The sequence below is a fragment of the Prochlorococcus sp. MIT2308 genome, from assembly GCF_059772345.1.
The window spans coordinates 1,868,292-1,886,514 of sequence record NZ_CM186283.1; the positions used below are offsets into that span (position 1 = coordinate 1,868,292).

General features: G+C 35.6%; 19 protein-coding genes. 10 read left to right on the plus strand and 9 right to left on the minus strand.

From position 1 onward, the window contains the following. Positions 1-36: 36 nt before the first annotated feature. Positions 37-471 carry a photosystem II protein Psb27 gene (gene psb27, locus AC6EIW_RS10670; protein WP_498520569.1) on the minus strand — a complete coding sequence of 145 codons (435 nt, stop codon included), beginning with the start codon at positions 469-471 and terminating at the stop codon, positions 37-39. Between the two features lie 47 nt (positions 472-518). Beyond that, a complete protein-coding gene (locus tag AC6EIW_RS10675; RefSeq protein ID WP_498520570.1) occupies positions 519-2,309 on the minus strand; it encodes a proline--tRNA ligase in 1,791 nt (596 codons plus the stop codon). 172 nt (positions 2,310-2,481) lie between these two features. On the opposite strand from AC6EIW_RS10675, the gene AC6EIW_RS10680 reads away from it, so the two are divergent. From AC6EIW_RS10680 to lepB, 5 genes are all read left to right on the plus strand, one after another. Further along, on the plus strand, positions 2,482-2,943 hold the full coding sequence (locus tag AC6EIW_RS10680) for a DUF8631 domain-containing protein (RefSeq protein WP_498520571.1): 462 nt from the start codon (positions 2,482-2,484) through the stop codon (positions 2,941-2,943). Positions 2,944-3,042: 99 nt separating this feature from the next. Further along, positions 3,043-3,291 (plus strand): hypothetical protein, encoded by a 249-nt coding sequence (locus AC6EIW_RS10685; RefSeq protein WP_498520572.1) that lies wholly within the window; start codon positions 3,043-3,045, stop codon positions 3,289-3,291. Further along, entirely contained in the window at positions 3,278-3,805 is a 528-nt protein-coding gene (locus tag AC6EIW_RS10690; protein ID WP_498520573.1) for an inorganic diphosphatase, read from the plus strand. Before AC6EIW_RS10685 ends, AC6EIW_RS10690 begins: the two co-directional genes overlap by 14 nt. Before the next feature lie 52 nt (positions 3,806-3,857). Beyond that, complete coding sequence (locus AC6EIW_RS10695; RefSeq protein WP_498520574.1) at positions 3,858-4,205, plus strand: Spx/MgsR family RNA polymerase-binding regulatory protein; 348 nt, start codon at positions 3,858-3,860, stop codon at positions 4,203-4,205. 82 nt (positions 4,206-4,287) lie between these two features. Continuing rightward, positions 4,288-4,980, plus strand: coding sequence for a signal peptidase I (gene lepB / locus AC6EIW_RS10700; protein ID WP_498520575.1), 693 nt, complete (start codon positions 4,288-4,290; stop codon positions 4,978-4,980). Here lepB and AC6EIW_RS10705 read toward each other — a convergent pair. After that, on the minus strand, positions 4,955-6,229 hold the full coding sequence (locus AC6EIW_RS10705; RefSeq protein ID WP_498520576.1) for an amidohydrolase family protein: 1,275 nt from the start codon (positions 6,227-6,229) through the stop codon (positions 4,955-4,957). The genes lepB and AC6EIW_RS10705 overlap by 26 nt on opposite strands. A gap of 3 nt (positions 6,230-6,232) precedes the next feature. Continuing rightward, positions 6,233-7,561, minus strand: a complete 1,329-nt coding sequence (locus AC6EIW_RS10710) for a histidine phosphatase family protein (RefSeq protein WP_498520577.1) — start codon at positions 7,559-7,561, stop codon at positions 6,233-6,235. Positions 7,562-7,670: 109 nt separating this feature from the next. On the opposite strand from AC6EIW_RS10710, the gene AC6EIW_RS10715 reads away from it, so the two are divergent. From AC6EIW_RS10715 to AC6EIW_RS10730, 4 genes are all read left to right on the plus strand, one after another. Next, entirely contained in the window at positions 7,671-9,017 is a 1,347-nt protein-coding gene (locus AC6EIW_RS10715; protein WP_498520578.1) for a CPBP family intramembrane glutamic endopeptidase, read from the plus strand. An 84-nt stretch (positions 9,018-9,101) separates the two neighbouring features. Next, positions 9,102-9,566: a hypothetical protein gene (locus tag AC6EIW_RS10720; protein ID WP_498520579.1), complete on the plus strand. Its 465-nt coding sequence runs from the start codon at positions 9,102-9,104 to the stop codon at positions 9,564-9,566. 8 nt (positions 9,567-9,574) lie between these two features. After that, complete coding sequence (locus tag AC6EIW_RS10725) at positions 9,575-11,371, plus strand: peptidoglycan D,D-transpeptidase FtsI family protein (RefSeq protein WP_498520580.1); 1,797 nt, start codon at positions 9,575-9,577, stop codon at positions 11,369-11,371. 92 nt (positions 11,372-11,463) lie between these two features. Next, positions 11,464-12,462: a transaldolase gene (locus tag AC6EIW_RS10730; protein ID WP_498520581.1), complete on the plus strand. Its 999-nt coding sequence runs from the start codon at positions 11,464-11,466 to the stop codon at positions 12,460-12,462. On the opposite strand, the gene AC6EIW_RS10735 is transcribed toward AC6EIW_RS10730, so the two are convergent. The 5 genes from AC6EIW_RS10735 to AC6EIW_RS10755 all read right to left on the minus strand — a co-directional run bounded on the left by AC6EIW_RS10735 (position 12,451) and on the right by AC6EIW_RS10755 (position 16,946). Continuing rightward, positions 12,451-13,596, minus strand: coding sequence for an NAD(P)/FAD-dependent oxidoreductase (locus tag AC6EIW_RS10735; protein ID WP_498520582.1), 1,146 nt, complete (start codon positions 13,594-13,596; stop codon positions 12,451-12,453). The two genes, AC6EIW_RS10730 and AC6EIW_RS10735, sit on opposite strands and share 12 nt — an antisense overlap. Then, a complete protein-coding gene (gene frr, locus AC6EIW_RS10740) occupies positions 13,593-14,141 on the minus strand; it encodes a ribosome recycling factor (RefSeq protein WP_498520583.1) in 549 nt (182 codons plus the stop codon). The genes AC6EIW_RS10735 and frr overlap by 4 nt, the downstream gene beginning before the upstream one ends. Positions 14,142-14,193: 52 nt before the next feature. Next, positions 14,194-14,907 (minus strand): UMP kinase, encoded by a 714-nt coding sequence (gene pyrH, locus AC6EIW_RS10745; protein WP_498520584.1) that lies wholly within the window; start codon positions 14,905-14,907, stop codon positions 14,194-14,196. 97 nt (positions 14,908-15,004) lie between these two features. Next, a complete protein-coding gene (cobO, locus tag AC6EIW_RS10750) occupies positions 15,005-15,697 on the minus strand; it encodes a cob(I)yrinic acid a,c-diamide adenosyltransferase (protein WP_498520585.1) in 693 nt (230 codons plus the stop codon). Positions 15,698-15,785: 88 nt separating this feature from the next. Continuing rightward, a complete protein-coding gene (locus tag AC6EIW_RS10755) occupies positions 15,786-16,946 on the minus strand; it encodes a site-specific integrase (RefSeq protein ID WP_498520586.1) in 1,161 nt (386 codons plus the stop codon). Positions 16,947-17,017: 71 nt separating this feature from the next. On the opposite strand from AC6EIW_RS10755, the gene hemH reads away from it, so the two are divergent. Continuing rightward, positions 17,018-18,193 carry a ferrochelatase gene (gene hemH / locus AC6EIW_RS10760; RefSeq protein ID WP_498520587.1) on the plus strand — a complete coding sequence of 392 codons (1,176 nt, stop codon included), beginning with the start codon at positions 17,018-17,020 and terminating at the stop codon, positions 18,191-18,193. Positions 18,194-18,223: the final 30 nt, after the last annotated feature.

Genomic DNA, 18,223 nt, shown 5'->3' on the forward strand with positions numbered 1-18,223 from the left:
ATACCCTGAGTCAAAGAAATGAATTAAAGATTATCTTTAATCTTCTCTAAGTACCAATTTCTCTGCTTTAGAAAGTTCTTTATTTAATCTTTCTTTGAGCTTTTCTGGTACTGGTCTATTAGCGAAAGTTTTGTAATGACCTGATAAAGCATTTAACGCAGTTTGCATTGTTGTGAAGGTCGTGGACGTATTTACTTGAGACCGATTCCTATATCTTGAAATGTAATCGCTAATTAGAAAAACAGCTTCTTTTTCTTCCTCTGACAGGCCTTCATCTTCTTTTGGTAAAGTTATGGTCTCCTTCAGAACAGAAGAGACTGAAATAGTGTCTTTAGCAAAATCGCCAGTCATGAGTGTTTTAGCTGCATTTACTTCTGAGGCGAATTGGAAGAATATGAGGCAGAAGCCAAGGCAGATAGCCAAAGCTGCCCTCACCAACCTGATGGAGAGGTGATGAAAGGCAGAAATCATTTTTTTTTTTGCAGTTAACTAAGACTCTAGAGTCCTTTGGGCTGAATTTATAGTTTTTTAGTATTTAATTCTTTAGAAAGTTTTTTAAAAACCGTATTTAAATCTAATGACTCTGTAGTTTTAGTTCTTCTGTTGTGTAACTCGACTAGTCCAGAACTGGCTTCTCTACCAACAACAATTCTCCACGGGATACCAATAAGGTCTGCGTCTTTAAACTTTATTCCAGCTCTCTCGTCCCTATCGTCAAGTAAAGCATCAACTCGATTTTTTATTAATTTTTGATAGATCTCTTCTGCTAAGCATGTTTGTGCGGTATTTTTCATGTTGGCAATAATTATTATTACTTCAAATGGGGCAATTGATACTGGCCAAATAATACCTGAATCATCGTGATTTTGCTCTACTGCAGCTTGCGCTAGCCTTGATATACCAATTCCATAGCACCCCATCCAAAAGTTTTCTTCTATACCTTCATCGTTGGTGAAAGTAGCATTTAATGATTTTGAATACTTTGTTCCTAATTGAAATATATGACCTATTTCTATGCCTCTACATTCTTTTAATGTTTGTGTTTTATCATGGACACACATGTCTCCTGGTTTAGCTTTTCTTATATCACATATTAGCTGTTGAGTATTAATTAAATCCCAATTATAAAATATTTTATGTTCGTCTTTGATATTATTTCCACATATAAAACTTTTAAGATCTTTTATGGAATTGTCAGAAATTCTTATGAATTTTCTTTCCCACCTTTCTGCTTTAGATAATAACTTGTCACTAAGATCAGGTCCTATAAATCCGAATGGAATATTAGTTATACTTTGCTTTTGTATATCTTCATTTGAAATGATTTTAATCTCTAGTACATTTTGTTGTAAGTTTTTAGATATTTCGTTCAAAAGTTTAATATCATTTACTTCCTGATCCCCCCTAATACTAACTAGCACAGGATATTGCTTTTCATTATCACATGTCGCCAGATAAAATAATACTTTTATGATTTGACTTGGGTGGAAATTGTTCTGGTTGCACAATTCCTCTATAGTTTTTTGATTAGGGGTCTTAATTATAGATGGTTCGTTTAGTTCTAATAACTCTCCTTTTTCGATAATTGATACAGCTTTTTCTTGATTGGCCCCATATTTACCATCAGAACTTATTAAAATTAAATCTTCTCCAGATTCTGCCGTAACCATAAATTCTTGAGATGCTGCACCTCCTATAGCCCCACTATCGGCATCGACACAAACAAAATCTAGACCACATTTAGTAAATATATTTTGATAAGCATTTTTCATCTCAGAATAAGTTGATTGAAGATTACCCTCATTTTCATGAAAGGAATAAGCATCCTTCATAATGAATTCTCTACTTCTCATTAATCCAAATCTTGGCCTTATTTCATCTCTAAATTTTGTTTGAATTTGGAATATATTTATTGGTAATTGTTTGTAGGAGTGAATAGTTTGAGAAATTATTTGAGTAATTACTTCCTCATGAGTTGGACCCAGGCCAAATTCTTTGCCTTGTCTATCTTTAAGGCTAAACATAATACCTTCTCCTTCTGTATATGATTTCCACCTTCCGCTTTTTTCCCATATTTCCGATGGCTGAAGTTGAGGGAGAAGAGCTTGAAGGCAACCTTTCGCCGATAACTCTTCTTCAACAATGAAGCTTATTTTTTTTATAACCCTCCACAGCAACGGCATGTAAGTATAAATACCTCCAGCTAAGCGTTTAATGAAACCGCCTCTTATCAATAACTGATGTGAGATTATATCGGCTTCTGCAGGGACGTCTCTGAGAGTAATCAGCATTAGGCGGGAGACGCGCATAAGCCTAAAATTTAAATCTTTATGAGACTAGTACTTTGAGCGATGGCCGTAAGAATATCAATATTAATTGTGCGGGAATCATGTTGTTTTTTAAAAGTGTCTAAATGTACATGGTGTTAATTTGATTCCTCTGCTAACTTCCTCTCATGTTTTCCAGAAGCTTTCTTTCGCAATGTTTAACGGGTCAGTAAATTCAGGAACAAATGGAAGATCAGAGGAGTCTTTAGGTAAAGGATTTAATACAGCTTCTACCCCAAGTGATTCATTATTGACTATTGATGAAGTTCAGAAAACATTAAATAGATCTAGAGCTTCTGTATATAGATATACAAACACTGACACTAGAAATTTAAACCCTCCATTTAATCCTAGAAAACTAAATACTGAATTTAGAAGTGATCAAAAAGATCAATTGCTTTTTCATCCCAATGAAGTTGCTAGATTTGCAAAAGACATACTCAGAATTAAAGAAGTAACTGTAGAAATATTTAATTCGCCATCATCCGAAACTCAAAATATTTTAAATGCAATACTTGATGAGTTGAGATTGATAAGAAATAAACTTGATGGACAATCTGATAATAATAATGCTATTCCGAATCATTTACAGGATACTGATAGAAAGGCTGCTTAGTTATTCTTAGATATGGGATAATATCTATATAATTTAAATTTTTTTCTTTTAATTGACTTTCTCACATTCGACTAATGGTTTACCTATTCTAGATTTTAAATGGATTTAGAACCACATTTAATTGATAAGCAATCTTCTGAGCTAGATCCTCCATTGCTAAACAAAGAAAAAGATCAATTATCTTCTAATGATGAAGATCCTTATAGTTTTAATAGCACCTCAACTTCTTTAATTGGTTTAGCAATAGTATTAGTAATGGTTGGAATACCATTACTTGCTGTCATTAGTGAAAGACCAGAAACAACGGAAAGCTTACCGACCTCAATAAATCAAAATGGACCTGAGTGATCTGCCTCCATCACCCTCTCCTGGATTAGTAAATCTTGTTGTCGAGATTCCTGCTGGCAGTAGAAATAAATACGAATATTTCAGCTCTGCAGGGATTATGGCTCTTGATAGAGTTTTGCACTCTTCAGTGAGATATCCATTTGATTATGGATTTATTCCAAATACTCTTGCTGAGGATGGAGCACCCCTTGATGCAATGGTAGTTATGGAAGAACCAACTTTTGCAGGTTGCTTGATAAAGGCAAGACCTATAGGAGTTCTTGATATGCATGATTCAGGGGCTTACGATGGCAAACTTTTATGTGTACCTACTGCTGATCCAAGACAAAGAGAGATTAATACTATTAAGCAAATAGCTCAAAATCAATTGGAGGATGTTGCTGAGTTTTTTAGAACTTACAAAAGTTTAGAAGGAAGGGTAATCGTAATAGACGGATGGAGAGATTACGATGCTGTTGATGACTTATTAAACAGCTGCATAGAAGCACATCAATCTGATATGACACGTAAATAACTATTTTAGACTTATTATCTGGATAAAATAGTTTTTAATACGCCTTTAAAACTTGAAATTATTTAGTTATTCCTCATGCTCAACATGTCGCAGAGCGATTAAGTGGCTTAATAACAATGAAATTGCCTTTGAGTTAATTGATCTTTTAAAATCTCCCCCGTCTAAAGAAATGCTTATCTCAGCAAGTGAACTATATGGTGATAGAAAATATCTTATAAATACAAGTGGGGTTATATATCGCTCTATTGGTTCGGATGTTGTAAAAAAAATGACTGATAATGAATTGTTTGATCAACTTTGTATGGAACCTAGATTAATAAAGAGACCATTTTTATATAAGTCCAGTAAATGCTTTTTAGTAGGATTCAAAGAAGAAAAGTGGGCTGAAAAATTACTTTGAAATTCACATGAGGACTGTCATTGACTGAAAATAAGTAGTCTTTACAAATAAAGTAAACTATATATTTATTTTTGAGAAACAAGTGCAACATAACAATTCAGACTCCAGCAAGGAAACTAAAAATTGTTGGTGGTACGCCTTCTTTGATACTTGGGGACCTGTCTCTTTAACACTTCTTTTATATGTAGGTATTCGTCATTTTATAGCAGAAGCTAGATATATACCCTCGGGCTCGATGCTGCCAGGATTGAAAGTGAATGATCGACTAATTATTGAAAAACTTTCTTTGCGCAAACGGTCTCCTTCCCGAGGAGAAATTGTAGTTTTTAACTCACCATATTCCTTTGATGAGATATTGATATCTAATAGAAAGAAACAACTTCCGTCTAAATTTGAATGCTCATTAAGGACCTTCCCATTGATTTCCTGGATACCCACTCTCTCTGATCGTGCTTGTGATGCATATATCAAAAGGGTAGTTGCTGTAGGAGGAGATCGTCTTTTGATTAATGGTAAGGGAGAAATTGTTTTGAACAGTAGATCAATCAACGAACCATATGTTGAATCCTTCTGCCCAAACAAACCTAAATTTAATCTATGTCGCTCCATAGCTACAACTGTTCCCAAAGGACATGTGTTTGTTTTGGGCGATAACAGAGCTAATAGCTGGGATAGTCGTTTTTGGCCAGCAGGGGGGTTCTTACCCCAGACAGAAATAATTGGGAAAGCAACCTGGCGTTTTTGGCCTGTTAGTCGTTTTGGTAAGCTTGATTAATAAGCCCACAATCTATAACTTTCCCTAATATTTTTTTGTCTTTTAGCGGCTGATTAGTTGCTGTAGTTAAAATTTTTTCTTCATTAGATTGGTACCATTCTTTGTCGGGGTCAAATAATAACCAACGGTTACTATTTAAACTTAATTTTTCCTCAGCTTGGTTCAAGAATTTAGAGGGCCCAAAGCTAATTTTCTCCCATAATTTCTCCACTCCCCATCCTGACTTTCTAACTAATTGATCCCAAAGCAAGGGTAGAACAAGGTTATGGCAACTGATACCTTTTTTCCTTTTGTTTGCAGGTAATTTGGTCTCGGAGTCATCTGTAGGAGTGGAGTGAACAGATATTGCTGCTAAAATATTTTCCTCTAAACCCTCTATAAGTGAGGCTCTATCTATAGGGGATCCTAACGAAGGCGTTACACTCCATCCAATATCAAAAGGAGAAAGACTTGAGTTGTCATTGACTAAATGCCACCAAAAAATAGTTGCCATTGGCTTTGAGGGTGCATCCTTAAGTATTGCAACGCCTTTAGCTGTTGAAATGTTCATTAGCCTTAGTGAAATTTCAGGATATTGCTTGTGAAGTTCAAGTAATTGGACCAGAGGGATGGTTTCGCTTTCAACAGGATCAAGAGGCCAGCCTGCTCTAAGAGTATGTACACTTTGTCTAGACATTCCTCCTGCTTGCAGTGATTTATCTCTTGGTGCAAGAAGCACAGGGGATTTTTTCATCTCTCCAATTGAAAAACCTTGCTTAAGAAGCTCTATAGGTGGCATGAAATCGTCATCACTTAACCCAATGGCTCCATTTTGTAGTATCTCAGAATGTTTTGAAAAGTTAATTCCCTTTCCGCTGAGACTAAAGCCTCCCCATAAGTGTATTAAAACCTCACTTTTAATAGCTTTTAAAGAAATGATCGACTCAATGTGATCTCTCCATAAATCACCTCTAGGGAGGATACCTAACTGGCCATAACCAGAGAATGTTGCTTTTTCTATAAGTGTGTAAATATTTTCTTCTTTACCATTAAAAGGAGATTCCAAAAAAGAATGAGGATCAACAAGACAAGGGGCTAAAAGCATATTTTTGGCTTGCCGAGGCTTGATTCCTAAAAGTTTTGCATTTTGAAGAGCCTTTTTGCCGAATGCTTTAATCACACCATCTTTGATTAAAACAGGTTCTCTTTTTAAAGATGATCCAGCCTGTTCAAGGATTTGAATATTTTCAAAGAAATAACTACTTGTCATAAATTACAGCGCTCCTGCAGCGGTTGAGTCGATAATCCCTCCCAAATGAGAAGTGATATTTAGGCAGGTGATTTGAGCTGGTTGGCCTTCTTCTTCTGAGAGATCAATGACTGTAATGCCACCATTACCTTGTTTTATCATCCAAATTTTTGATGGCATCAATCCTAAAAGATGACAAAGAATGGTTTTGTTAACTGCATCATGAGCCACAACTAATGCAGTTTCTTCGTTCTTTAGATCTTTGCAGATCTCATTCCAACCACTAATTGATCTGATTGAGACTTCGGTTATGTTTTCTCCATCTGGCATTTGAACTTTTTCAGGAGAGGTTTTCCATGTTTTAAGAAGATCTGGCCAGTCGGAACTGATCTCAGACTCCAACTTCCCTTCCCATTCGCCGTGACCGATCTCTTTAAGGTTATCTTTGAGAGAAATTTCGACTCCGGGATGTTCATTTAGAATTATCTGTGCTGTTTCTTTTGGCCTTGATAGCGAACTACTAAAAGCTTTTTGTATAATATTATTTTTTAAAAATTCGCTCGCCGCCTTGGCTTGAAATTTCCCATTTTGATTTAAGGGAATATCAATTTGTCCTTGGAATCTTCCCTGTTTATTCCAATCTGTTTCACCATGCCTGACTAAAATAATTCTTTTTTTTCTACCTTTTTTGGGAATGTTAGGGTGTAAATGAGCGACATTATTGAGACATTGAATTTGGACTTGTCTATCTTCCCAATTATTAAAAGTAATATTACAAATGGAGATTGAGGTATTGTCTAACTTCAATCTTCTAAACCCTTTTGATGGCTCATTAATTAATTTCAGTATCAAGCATCTGAGAATTGCATTGTGGGCAACTATCAAAATAGTTTTATTAGAGCCTGAATAGGTATTAAATAAGTATTTTAAAAAATGTTCAGCTTGATATAAGAGTTCTTTAATTGGCTGAAATTTTGTGCCGTCGTCTTTATTAATGGTTAGTTCTTTGGGCTCTTTTTGCCAAACAGAAAGCTCTTGTGGAAAGTCGTTTTTTATTTCATTTTTTGTTAAACCGCTCCAAGGCCCAAGGTCAACCTCTAATAGTTCGTCCGTATAAATTGCTTGAAGGTCTTTTTGATGTTGTTCGATAATGATTTTTGTGGTTTCTGAGGCTCTTTGCAGAGGGGAACTATAAATTGCATCTATTGGAATAGAGGAAATTGTTTTTCCAGCAGCCTCTGCTTGTAGTTGACCTTCTTTAGTTAATTTTGAAAGGTCGTTTCTTCCTTGAATACGTCCTTCCTTGTTAAAACTACTCAATCCATGACGGACAAAAATTAGACGCAATGTCATTAAATAAAGTGTCTTCTAAATAATTATGGTATTAGCCATGAAGGCAATCTAATGTTCTTTTGGTAAAGATAGAAGTCTTTCTCCATGTCAGTCGTCACAAATTGATTTTATGAGACAAGCCAAAACTTGGTGGAAATGGGCTGTAGCTCTATTTTCATTACTTTTAACTATTCTGATATGGCGGCAAGGTTTGCAAGAAAGCTTTGAGCGACCTTCCGTCGCTCCAAAGATTTCATTGATGCAAACTGAGATGGCAGTTTCAGCTTCTTCATCAATACCTGAAAAAATACAAAATGTATTTTTAGGATCAGAACCTCAAGAAAAACTATATCAAACTCTTCGAGAGATTCCTTTAGAGCAACTTGAGGATAGGCAGAGGCTGTTATTGGCAATGCTGGAAGAGTCTGAGGATGAGCAAAAATTAATCCTGACGAAAAATTTTAAGGATAAAAACCTTGAAACTGTTCGAAGCTATATATTGGATAGACAAGAAGGAAAAGAAGTAAATAAATTTCCTGAATTTAATGAGATTAAATTAGACCCTTTACTTTACCAAATTTCATGCTCTACTCTCGGATTCTCGGATGGGAAATGTATTGATAAAAAATATAACTCAACTGCTGCTATAAGACTTTTAACTTCACAATTTTTACCACTTTTTGCTTCCTTTGTAGGGAGTATATTACTAATTAGGTATGCTTTTATTTTCTTAAGAAATAAAAATACACCCTGGCCAGAAATTATAGCTCCACCTCTATCATTCCTAGATATGATTCTACTTATTTCTGGTGGTTTCGTTGTAATAGGTGAAGTTGTTTTTCCTGCACTAGTAATACCAATAACTGATTTATTATTTAATAATTTATCCTCTCCATTAAAACAATCTTTAAGAGTATTTATTGGTTACTGTTCAATGACTATAGCTCCTTTATTTATTATTCGATATCAATTAATGGGTCTAGTTCCCACGGGAATAGATGGAGGATGGTTGCAATGGAAGATCAAACCTATTAAAGAAGGACTTTTTAAATCTATAAGTGGATGGTTAATGATTATGCCTTTAGTGCTATTAATTGGGTGGCTAATGAATGAGATTATAGGTGACCAGGGTGGCAGTAATCCTTTGTTGGAACTTGTTTTAAGCAGTGATGAAATTTTCCCATTGTTTTTACTTTTGATTACAACAGTTGTATTGGCTCCTGTTTTTGAAGAATTAGTTTTTAGAGGTATTCTTCTGCCTGTATTGGTATCCAAAGTTGGCAAAATCAGCGGTGTTTTATTGAGTGCCTTGATCTTTGCCTTAGCTCATTTAAGTGTAGGAGAATTACCTCCTTTATTTGTTTTAGGAATTGGTCTCGGTTTAATGAGATTGAGTTCGGGAAGGTTGTTCCCTTGTGCTCTTATGCATTCTCTTTGGAATGGAGTCACTTTTATTAGCTTATTATTAGTAGCTTGATATTAAATAAATAAAACATCATTATTTCAGCTCTTGCAGTTGCTTCATCAAGGTGTTTGACTTGGATTACTTTCGAAATTTGATTTGGTTAGTCGTACTCTTTATAAACAAAAAGTAGGACAATTTCAAAAAAAGAAGTTGCCCCAAGGATTGTTAAACAGTGTTTTTTCATCTAAGCAGGTTCAAAGAAAATTTCCAGTTCAAGCCGCTCTTCATATCGCTTTAGATGGTGCATTGATAGGAATACTCGCAACAGTGGCGATCATGTCATCAGTAGCTCTGCACTCTCAATATTTATGGACTAAGTCTTTTACTAAACTTGAGAAAACCAGAGACTTGAACCGAAGGATATTGGAATCAACTTCAATTATTGAAGGTTACCTATTGAAAAATCAAAAGTTGTCAAGAGATTTAGTTCCGACTAAAGCAGAAGATCTAATATATGTAGATAGTCCAAAAACAGAAAAAACCAAGAAATCATTCGATAAAACATTAAAAATTAGGTTATTAGCACAAATATCTGCTTTCCCAATGAAGTCAGGTTATTAATAATTTCGATGAGAAAAATTAATTCTATAAAAAAGCGAAAGACCTTTAAAGCGAAAACTCTTTCGCCTCTATCTCAGTCAAGGTTTAGGATTGTATTTGCTTTATTATGCTTTGGACTTGGCGGTCTTTTTTTAAGGGTAGGTTGGCTTCAACTATTTCAGGCTGATCAATTAAGATCACTAGCACGCGAAGTTCAAACGGAACAAAAGAACCCTCTAGGCACACGTCGATCTATTTTTGATAGAAATGGAAAGCTTGTCGCAATAGATGAGAAACGATTTAAGATTTGGGCTCATCCCAGATATTTTAATTTTCCTGGAGATTCATATGGAACCATTCGTAAGCCAGTTGAAGTAGCAAAAATTCTTTCTATTCCACTATCCAAAAGTGTTGATGAGATTTTAAATAAATTAGGAAATTATTCTTCAGGGGTAAAACTTGCAGAGGGCATAACACAAGAGCAGGCTGATGCAATTAAGAAACTTGGAATAAGTGGTATTGATTTGGAGGTCTATCCTCAAAGGCTTTATCCTCATGGATCACTTTTTGCGAATGTGGTTGGTTTTTTGGATTTAGATAGAAGGCCTCAGGCTGGACTCGAATTAAGTTTAGATAGAGATCTTAAACGTCTTGAAAAAGCTAGTGTAATAAGGAGAGGAGCTGATGGAACACCTTTGCCTATAGGTGTTCAGCCTGGCGTATTTGATGAGGACCAATTGAATCTCCAGTTGACCTTAGATGTAAGGCTCCAAGAAGTAGCAGTTAAAGAAATAAGCAAGCAAGTAAAGGAGTGGAATGCAAAAAAAGGCGTAGTAATCGTAATGGATATTAATACGGGAGAACTTTTAGCATTGGCTTCAACCCCAACTTATGATCCCAATAAGTATTGGGACTATTCGCCATCTCTTTTTAAAGAGTGGTCTGTGCAAGAATTATTTGAACCTGGGTCTACCTTTAAGCCCATCAACTTAGCCTTGGCATTGGAAGAGGGAGTTATAACTCCCAATGGAGAAGTAAATGATGATGGTCTAATTACGGTCGGAGGATGGCCTCTTTCGAATTGGAATCGAAAGCCTAATGGAATACTTACTTATCCTGAGGTGTTACAAGTCTCAAGCAATGTCGCTATGGTTAAGATTATGAATAAATTGAATGCAAATAATTACTGGCAATGGTTAAGGCGATTAGGTATAGATGAAATCCCAGAAACTGATCTTCCAGGTGCAGTAGGTGGCCAAATAAAATCAAAGCAGATTTTTGTAAATCACCCTATAGAACCTGCAGTAGCTTCCTTTGGCCAAGGTTTTTCTATTACACCTCTCAAACTAGCTCAATTACATGCTTTGATTGCTAATGGAGGCAAACTTGTTACCCCTCACATCACTAAAGGACTGAAAGATGATTATGAGTCGTATTTCAATACTCCGTCTGTATCTAAGCAAGTTTTATCTCCTGAAGTTACAAATACTGTTCTTGGCTGGATGGAAACTGTTGTGTCTTTTTACGATGAAAGTGGTATTGAAGTAAATGTTCCTGGTTATCGAATTGGAGGAAAAACAGGAACGGCACAAAAATCGCAGGATGGCCTGAATTATAGTTCTAAAATTTGCAGTTTTGTTGCAAGTCTTCCTATCGATGATCCCCGCTATGTCGTTTTAGCAGTTATTGATGAACCCCAAAAGCCAAATGCCTATGGATCAACTGTGGCCCTACCTGTGGCAAAAAAAATTATTGAGACTTTGCTTGTTATTGAAAAAATCCCACCAAGTACTTCTAAAAAAGAATATTTAGCTATCAAAAGCTAAGAGATGGCTAAATTTTTCCAAAAGTGCAAATTAAAGGGTGAAATCCACAAAAAATATAGCTAGTCTATTTCCTATGCAAGACGTTTTTTATTATGGAATCCCTTCTTAAGCAGTTATCTTCAATGACTGTAGTAGTGGCTGATACCGGTGATCTTGAAGCGATTAAAAAATTTCAACCTAGAGACGCTACAACAAACCCTTCTTTAATTCTGGCGGCGGCACAAATACCTGCTTATCAAAGTTTGATTGACAAAGCGCTAGCCACTTCAAGAGAAATGCTAGGAGCTAATGCCTCGAGAGCTAATGTTGTCAAAGAAGCTTTGGATGAACTATGTGTTGTATTTGGTAAAGAGATTCTGAAATTAATTCCTGGCCGAGTTTCAACAGAGGTTGATGCAAGACTTAGCTTTGATACTGATGCCACAATTGCAAAAGCGAGGAAAATAATTGCTAAATACAACCAAGATGGCATTACTAACGATCGGGTTCTAATCAAAATAGCTTCGACTTGGGAGGGGATAAAAGCTGCTGAGGTACTAGAAAAAGAAAATATTCATTGTAACCTAACTTTGTTGTTTAATTTTTATCAAGCAGTTGCTTGTGCTGAGGCAGGTGTAACTCTTATTTCACCCTTTGTTGGCAGGATTTTAGATTGGTATAAATCCGCGACAGGAAGAGATTCTTATCCAGCAATTGAGGATCCAGGGGTCGTTTCTGTTACTAAAATATTTAATTATTTCAAGTCAAATGGTTATGAGACAGAAGTCATGGGAGCAAGTTTCAGGAATATAGAGGAAATAACTGAGCTTGCAGGATGTGATTTGTTAACAATTTCTCCTAAATTGCTTCAGGAACTTAATGAATCATATTCGGATTTGCCAATCAAGTTAAACGCACAAAAACCTTTAGTGATTGATGAGACGATTCATTTAGATCAGACTGCTTTTGAACTAATGATGGCCGGAGATAAAATGGCTACGGAAAAACTAAATGAAGGAATTAGCGGTTTCAGCCAAGCAATTGATAAATTGGAAAATCAATTGAATGAAAGACTTGAGTTGATTGAAAGAGGAATTGCACTAACTCTTTGAACTTGAATTTTGAAAGAGTAATCTCTTGATTACTCTTTTTGCGATGTCTTCATAACTCATCTCACCAGAAAGAATTTGTGCAATCCTTTTTGGAGCAGTAGGTCTTTTTACACCTAATTGATATCCAATTTTTGGAAAACGATAAAAAACTTGAGAAATTCTTTTACCCCAAGCCATCGAATTCCCCCATTTTTTTTGCATTGTTTTCGTGTATGAATCTAAACAATTGACTTCTCCATCTAACCAATAGATAAGGTTTTTTGCAGCTTCAAATCCACTCATTAAAGCGGGCCTTAATCCCTCTGCTAAAAAGGGATCGCATAATGAGGCGGCATCACCAACCAGAAGAATTCCTTCCCCGTTTAATTTACTGTGGCTATTCCATATCCTTAATTTTTTTTTATGACCGATTATTTCAGTTGGTTCTAAGCCTAAATCAGGCAGAAATGATTGAAGTATTTCATTAACTTGAATTGAAGTCGTATTATTCAGAAAAGTTCCCATACCAATATTTACTTCATTCTTTAGTGGAAATGCCCATGCAAAACCATTTTTTACTAGGCCAAATTCAAATCTAGCAGTTTCATTTTCTAAGTTTCCCCTCCTTTTAATTCTTCCTGAGAAAGTGGAGGCGAATTTTTGTTGATTTGGACCTAAATTAAAAGTTTTAGGCCATGGTGATTCAGAGCCATCAGCAATAACAACTGCTCTTGCTTCTATTTGTCTCCCATCAAGAGCGGTAATATGCCAAATATTAGAAACTTTTTTTAGATCGACTACTTTAAAGGTAGTCAATAAATTACAACCTGAAGATAGTGCTTTATCTAATAAGAATGCATCAAGTTTTTCACGTTTAACTATCCAAAAAGGAGAAGAGCCTGAGAGTTTAGCGACCACTTTGTCGGTATTGCACCAACTAAACTCTACATTTGTTATTACTTCATCAACTATTGGTGACAGTTCAAACGGAAACCAATTTTGCACTGCAGCAGACATTCCACCCCCACAGATTCTCTCTGGAGAGGAATTGTTTTTTTCAAGAATACATACTTTTTTCCCTTTACTAGCCAGATGAAAAGCTGTAGTAGTGCCTGATGCTCCCCCTCCAATAATGGCAACATCTAAAAGTGTCAAACTTTTAAAATCTCAGCTTCTTTTTCTGAAAGTTTTTTTTCAATATCTTTAATAAAATTATCAGTCTCTTTTTGAATTGTTTCTTGTTCATCTCTACTTTGATCTTCGGAAAGATCACCATCCTTTTCAGATTTTTTGACTCTCTCTATTGCGTCACGGCGTATATTCCTTAGTGCGACTTTTCCTTCCTCTGCATATTTAGATGCGAGTTTGCAAAATTCTTTTCTACGCTCTTCAGTTAAAGGTGGAACATTGATACGAATTATTTTGCCATCATTGTTTGGAGTAAAACCTAGATCACTAATAGCAATGGCTTTTTCAATGGAAGCCAATGAGCCTAAGTCGAACGGTTGAATTGCTATCGTTTGAGAGTCGGGAGTAGTGATTGTTGCTAGTGATTTTAGTGGAGTATCTGCTCCATAGTATTCGACTGAGATTCTATCTAGTAAAGATGTATTTGCTCTTCCCGTCCTGATTGTATTGAAATTTCTTTGAGCTGCTTCAACAGATTTGCTCATTGTGGTTTTTAGCTCTTGGTTTGACATTTAGATAAAGTTATTGCGAATTGATTATTAAATAAGGTTCAAAAATTTAGTTTTAACTTGAATTAGATATTCTTGATCCAATTTGTTCGCCAGAAATAGCCTTAGCAATGTTCCCAGGTTGAAAAATATTAAAAACAACTATTGGGATTTTATTATCTTTGCAAAGAGCAATAGCAGTGCTATCCATTACTTCTATTTCGTTGGTTAATACATCTTGAAAGGTGAGATTGTCATATTTGACAGCATCAGAGAATTTCTTTGGATCTCGATCGTAAACCCCATCAACTTTCGTAGCTTTGAAAACAACTTCTGCGTTGATTTCAGCGGCCCTAAGAGCAGCAGTGGTATCAGTTGTAAAAAATGGATTGCCGCACCCACCTCCAAAAACTACTACCCTTCCTTTCTCTAGATGTCTTATTGCTCTTCTTCTTATATATGGTTCAGCAATCTGTTGCATATCAATAGCAGATTGAACCCTGGTGGGTACTCCAGCTCTTTCTAATCCATCTTGAAGTGTTATTGCATTCATTACGGTTGCAAGCATTCCTACATAATCAGCAGTGGCTCTATCCATCCCTGCAGCGGATCCTTTTAGACCCCTAAAAATATTTCCACCGCCAACCACAATTGCTATTTGCGTTCCATTCTCAACCGCTTTTGAAACATCCTTGGCAATAGATTGAACAATTTCAGGATCAATTCCATAAGGTTTTTCTCCCATAAGAGCTTCACCACTGAGTTTTATAAGTGCTCTAGAGTATGTCATTAAAAGTTCATAACAAACTGACAGTAGCAAGTCTTGGGAGAACGTCTTTATGTCTGTATTGGATCCCTTGCGATGGAAATATTTCCAAGACTATAAACTAATATTCGATCCCTTCTTGTGCTTTTATTCCCTGCTCTCTAAAAGGATGGTGGATTAATTTCATTTCTGTCACAAGATCAGCTGAATGGATTAATTTTTCTGAAGCACCTCTCCCCGTCAAGACTACATGTGTAAGCTCGGGGCGTAAATTTATGCCATTTATAATTTCATCTTCATCTATGTATCCAAGTTTTATTGCAACGATAATCTCGTCTAAAATAATAAGTTTATAATTTGGGTTTTTAATATAAGAGACAGCTTTTCTCCAGCTTGATTTAACTAAATTCATATCTTTATTTCTATCTTGTGTTTCCCATGTGAACCCTTCTCCACAGGCATGAAATTTTAACTTGTCCCCAAATATTTTCAAGGCTAACGTCTCACCTGGTTCCCACCCACCCTTAATGAATTGAATGATTGCAACTTTGTGGTTATGACCAATAGTTCTTAATCCCATTCCAAGAGCAGCAGTAGTTTTACCCTTGCCTTGTCCAGTATTGACTATTATAAGACCTTTTTCTTTATTTCTTTCTTGTAATCTTTGTATTTGAACTTCTTTCCTCTTTTGCATCCTTTCTCGATATTTTTCTTCAGTTATATTTGGTATTAAATTACCTCCCATTCCTATTTTTTCTGCACTCTTATCTAGGCTGTTAAGTTTTAAATCTTCTTCGGAAATCTTATCTTTCATTCCTTTGGCTTAAATTATATATTATATAAGTTAATAAAAGAATAATTTCTAAAAATGATATGGCTATAAATATTAATTATTCTTCTTGTTAAAATTTAACTTTTGACAGAGCACTATCAACAGCAATTTGTTGGTCTCTTCTTGTTATCCAATGATGATAGGTTTTTGTGTGTATTGAGACTGAGTGCCCCATCATTTTTGCAGCTACGGTATTTGGTAGGCCTATTAAGATTGTCCTGACTGCCCATGCATGCCTTAAATCATAGGGGGTAAATGATATTTTATATCTTCTAAATTGTTCAGATACTCTTCTTCCGATATGTTGAAGAGTTGTCACCTTGAGATCCGTTTGGATATCTGGGATTAAATCTGAAGTATTAATTTTGTTATCTAGCTCAAATAAACCAACCCATTCAGGATGAAAGGGCCAAACTTGATGCTCTCCTGTTTTTGTGTTTGGAAAAACACGAAGTATTTGATCCCCATTTTTTTTTAAACAAGATAAGTCACAAAAAAAGACTTCATGATTTCTAAGGCCATAGGTTGCCATTAGCCCAAAAACAAATCTCCATTTTGGATTTGGTATTAATTTAAAACTATCAATAATTTCTTCGTCACTTGGTAATTCTCTGAAATTAGACTCGTGTATTCCATAGCCACTTTGAAGTTGTTTCCAGTTTTCTGGAAGCTCCAATTTAAGGTATCTAGCTAAAGCACCTAAAGCAATTCCACATTGTTGCCTGCTCCTTGAGTTTTTTTTGTAACTTAAAAGGATTTTCACTAGAAGATCCTCGTTTAATTTTAAAGTAGATTTATCACTTTCTCCAATTAATTTGTTCAAATATGGTTTGTAAGCAGACTGCCAGGTGCTGATCATTCCAGCTGGTGATTTGCTCCTGGATGTGTCAGAAAAAAATTGCCTTTTAAAGCTTTCTATTTCATTGCTTACCACTGATTTATTAGTCTTTGTTGTTGTGATGGTTTTTTCTTTAATCCAATTAGACCAGGAAAATTGATTTTTTTTGAGTTGAAAATCAATTAACTCTATAGCTTTTCTAGCCTCTTCTAGACCATTAATGTTGTGTGGAAGTTTAAGACTTATTCTTTGTATTTTGGAAAGATTATGAGATTTCTTATCTGGCAAAGAGCCTCGAATGTTTAAAACTTTACCCCTTTTCTCAATTCTTAGATTGATTCCCTTTGATTCAAGGTCTTGGTTGATATCTAGTAACTTTTGATTCTCGTCCATGATCCTGTAAATTTAGCTAGCTTTACTTTTATTAGGGTTTATATAACCTTTTATAAGGAGTTTTTTCTGAAATGGCTCGGGTTGGTGTCCTCTTATTAAATCTCGGAGGTCCAGAGAGGATTAAGGACGTTGGACCATTTTTGTATAATTTATTCTCTGATCCAGAGATAATTCGTTTACCAGTTCGTTCTTTCCAAAAACCTCTAGCGTGGCTTATAAGCTTATTAAGAAGCAGTAAATCACAAGAGGCTTATAGATCGATAGGAGGTGGATCACCTTTACGTCGTATTACCGAGCAGCAAGCACGAGAACTACAGAGCTATCTTAGAAATATTGGAATAGACGCTACAACCTACGTTGCTATGAGGTATTGGCATCCATTTACTGAGTCGGCTGTAGCGGATATGAAGGCTGATGGTGTTAGCGAAGTTGTTGTTCTACCTCTTTATCCACATTTTTCTATAAGTACAAGTGGATCAAGTTTTAGAGAATTGAAAAGGTTAAAAGATGGTGACCCTGAGTTCGCAGAACTATCAATACGTTGTATTCGTAGCTGGTTTGATCATCCAGCCTATGTTTCCTCAATGGCTGAATTAATAAAGAAAGAAATCTTGGCTTGTGATTTACCTCAAGGGGCCCACGTTTTTTTTACTGCACATGGTGTCCCTAAAAGCTACGTAGAAGAAGCCGGTGATCCTTATCAAGATCAAATACAAAACTGTTCACTTTTGATTATTGATAAGCTTGAAAACTCACTTGGATATAGCAATTCATTCTCACTTGCTTATCAAAGCAGAGTTGGGCCAGAAGAGTGGCTAAAACCATACACTGAAGAAGTATTGGAAAAACTGGGCAAATCCGGCATAAAGGAACTTGTTGTGGTCCCAATAAGTTTTGTGAGTGAGCATATCGAAACCCTCCAGGAGATTGATATTGAGTACAAAGAAATTGCTGAGAAGAATGGAATTGTTAATTTTAAAAGAGTTCCAGCGCTTGATATATATCCTTTATTTATTGAAGGATTGGCTGACCTGGTTTCTTCTTGCTTAAACGGTGCGGGGATAAGTTTAGAGGAAGCATCAAAATTGCCAGAAAGAGTAAAACTTTATCCTCAGGAGAAATGGCAGTGGGGTTGGAATAACAGCTCTGAAGTTTGGAATGGAAGAGTCGCAATGATTGTTTTTCTTTGTTTTTTGGTGGAATTAATAATTGGTGGTGGACCTTTACATCAAATAGGTTTGCTATAAAGAATTAAAATAATTATTTGTGTTGATTTA

Excerpts from the sequence above, each read along its gene's own strand:
- AC6EIW_RS10675 (WP_498520570.1), bottom strand. The coding sequence starts at position 2,309 with ATGCGCGTCTCCCGCCTAATGCTGATTACTCTCAGAGACGTCCCTGCA.
- pyrH (WP_498520584.1), bottom strand. The coding sequence starts at position 14,907 with ATGACATACTCTAGAGCACTTATAAAACTCAGTGGTGAAGCTCTTATG.
- frr (WP_498520583.1), bottom strand. The coding sequence starts at position 14,141 with ATGTCAAACCAAGAGCTAAAAACCACAATGAGCAAATCTGTTGAAGCA.
- hemH (WP_498520587.1), top strand. The coding sequence starts at position 17,018 with ATGGCTCGGGTTGGTGTCCTCTTATTAAATCTCGGAGGTCCAGAGAGG.
- AC6EIW_RS10705 (WP_498520576.1), bottom strand. The coding sequence starts at position 6,229 with ATGACAAGTAGTTATTTCTTTGAAAATATTCAAATCCTTGAACAGGCT.
- AC6EIW_RS10680 (WP_498520571.1), top strand. The coding sequence starts at position 2,482 with ATGTTTAACGGGTCAGTAAATTCAGGAACAAATGGAAGATCAGAGGAG.
- psb27 (WP_498520569.1), bottom strand. The coding sequence starts at position 471 with ATGATTTCTGCCTTTCATCACCTCTCCATCAGGTTGGTGAGGGCAGCT.
- AC6EIW_RS10755 (WP_498520586.1), bottom strand. The coding sequence starts at position 16,946 with ATGGACGAGAATCAAAAGTTACTAGATATCAACCAAGACCTTGAATCA.
- AC6EIW_RS10715 (WP_498520578.1), top strand. The coding sequence starts at position 7,671 with ATGAGACAAGCCAAAACTTGGTGGAAATGGGCTGTAGCTCTATTTTCA.
- AC6EIW_RS10690 (WP_498520573.1), top strand. The coding sequence starts at position 3,278 with ATGGACCTGAGTGATCTGCCTCCATCACCCTCTCCTGGATTAGTAAAT.
- AC6EIW_RS10725 (WP_498520580.1), top strand. The coding sequence starts at position 9,575 with ATGAGAAAAATTAATTCTATAAAAAAGCGAAAGACCTTTAAAGCGAAA.
- AC6EIW_RS10730 (WP_498520581.1), top strand. The coding sequence starts at position 11,464 with ATGGAATCCCTTCTTAAGCAGTTATCTTCAATGACTGTAGTAGTGGCT.
- AC6EIW_RS10685 (WP_498520572.1), top strand. The coding sequence starts at position 3,043 with ATGGATTTAGAACCACATTTAATTGATAAGCAATCTTCTGAGCTAGAT.
- AC6EIW_RS10710 (WP_498520577.1), bottom strand. The coding sequence starts at position 7,561 with ATGACATTGCGTCTAATTTTTGTCCGTCATGGATTGAGTAGTTTTAAC.
- cobO (WP_498520585.1), bottom strand. The coding sequence starts at position 15,697 with ATGAAAGATAAGATTTCCGAAGAAGATTTAAAACTTAACAGCCTAGAT.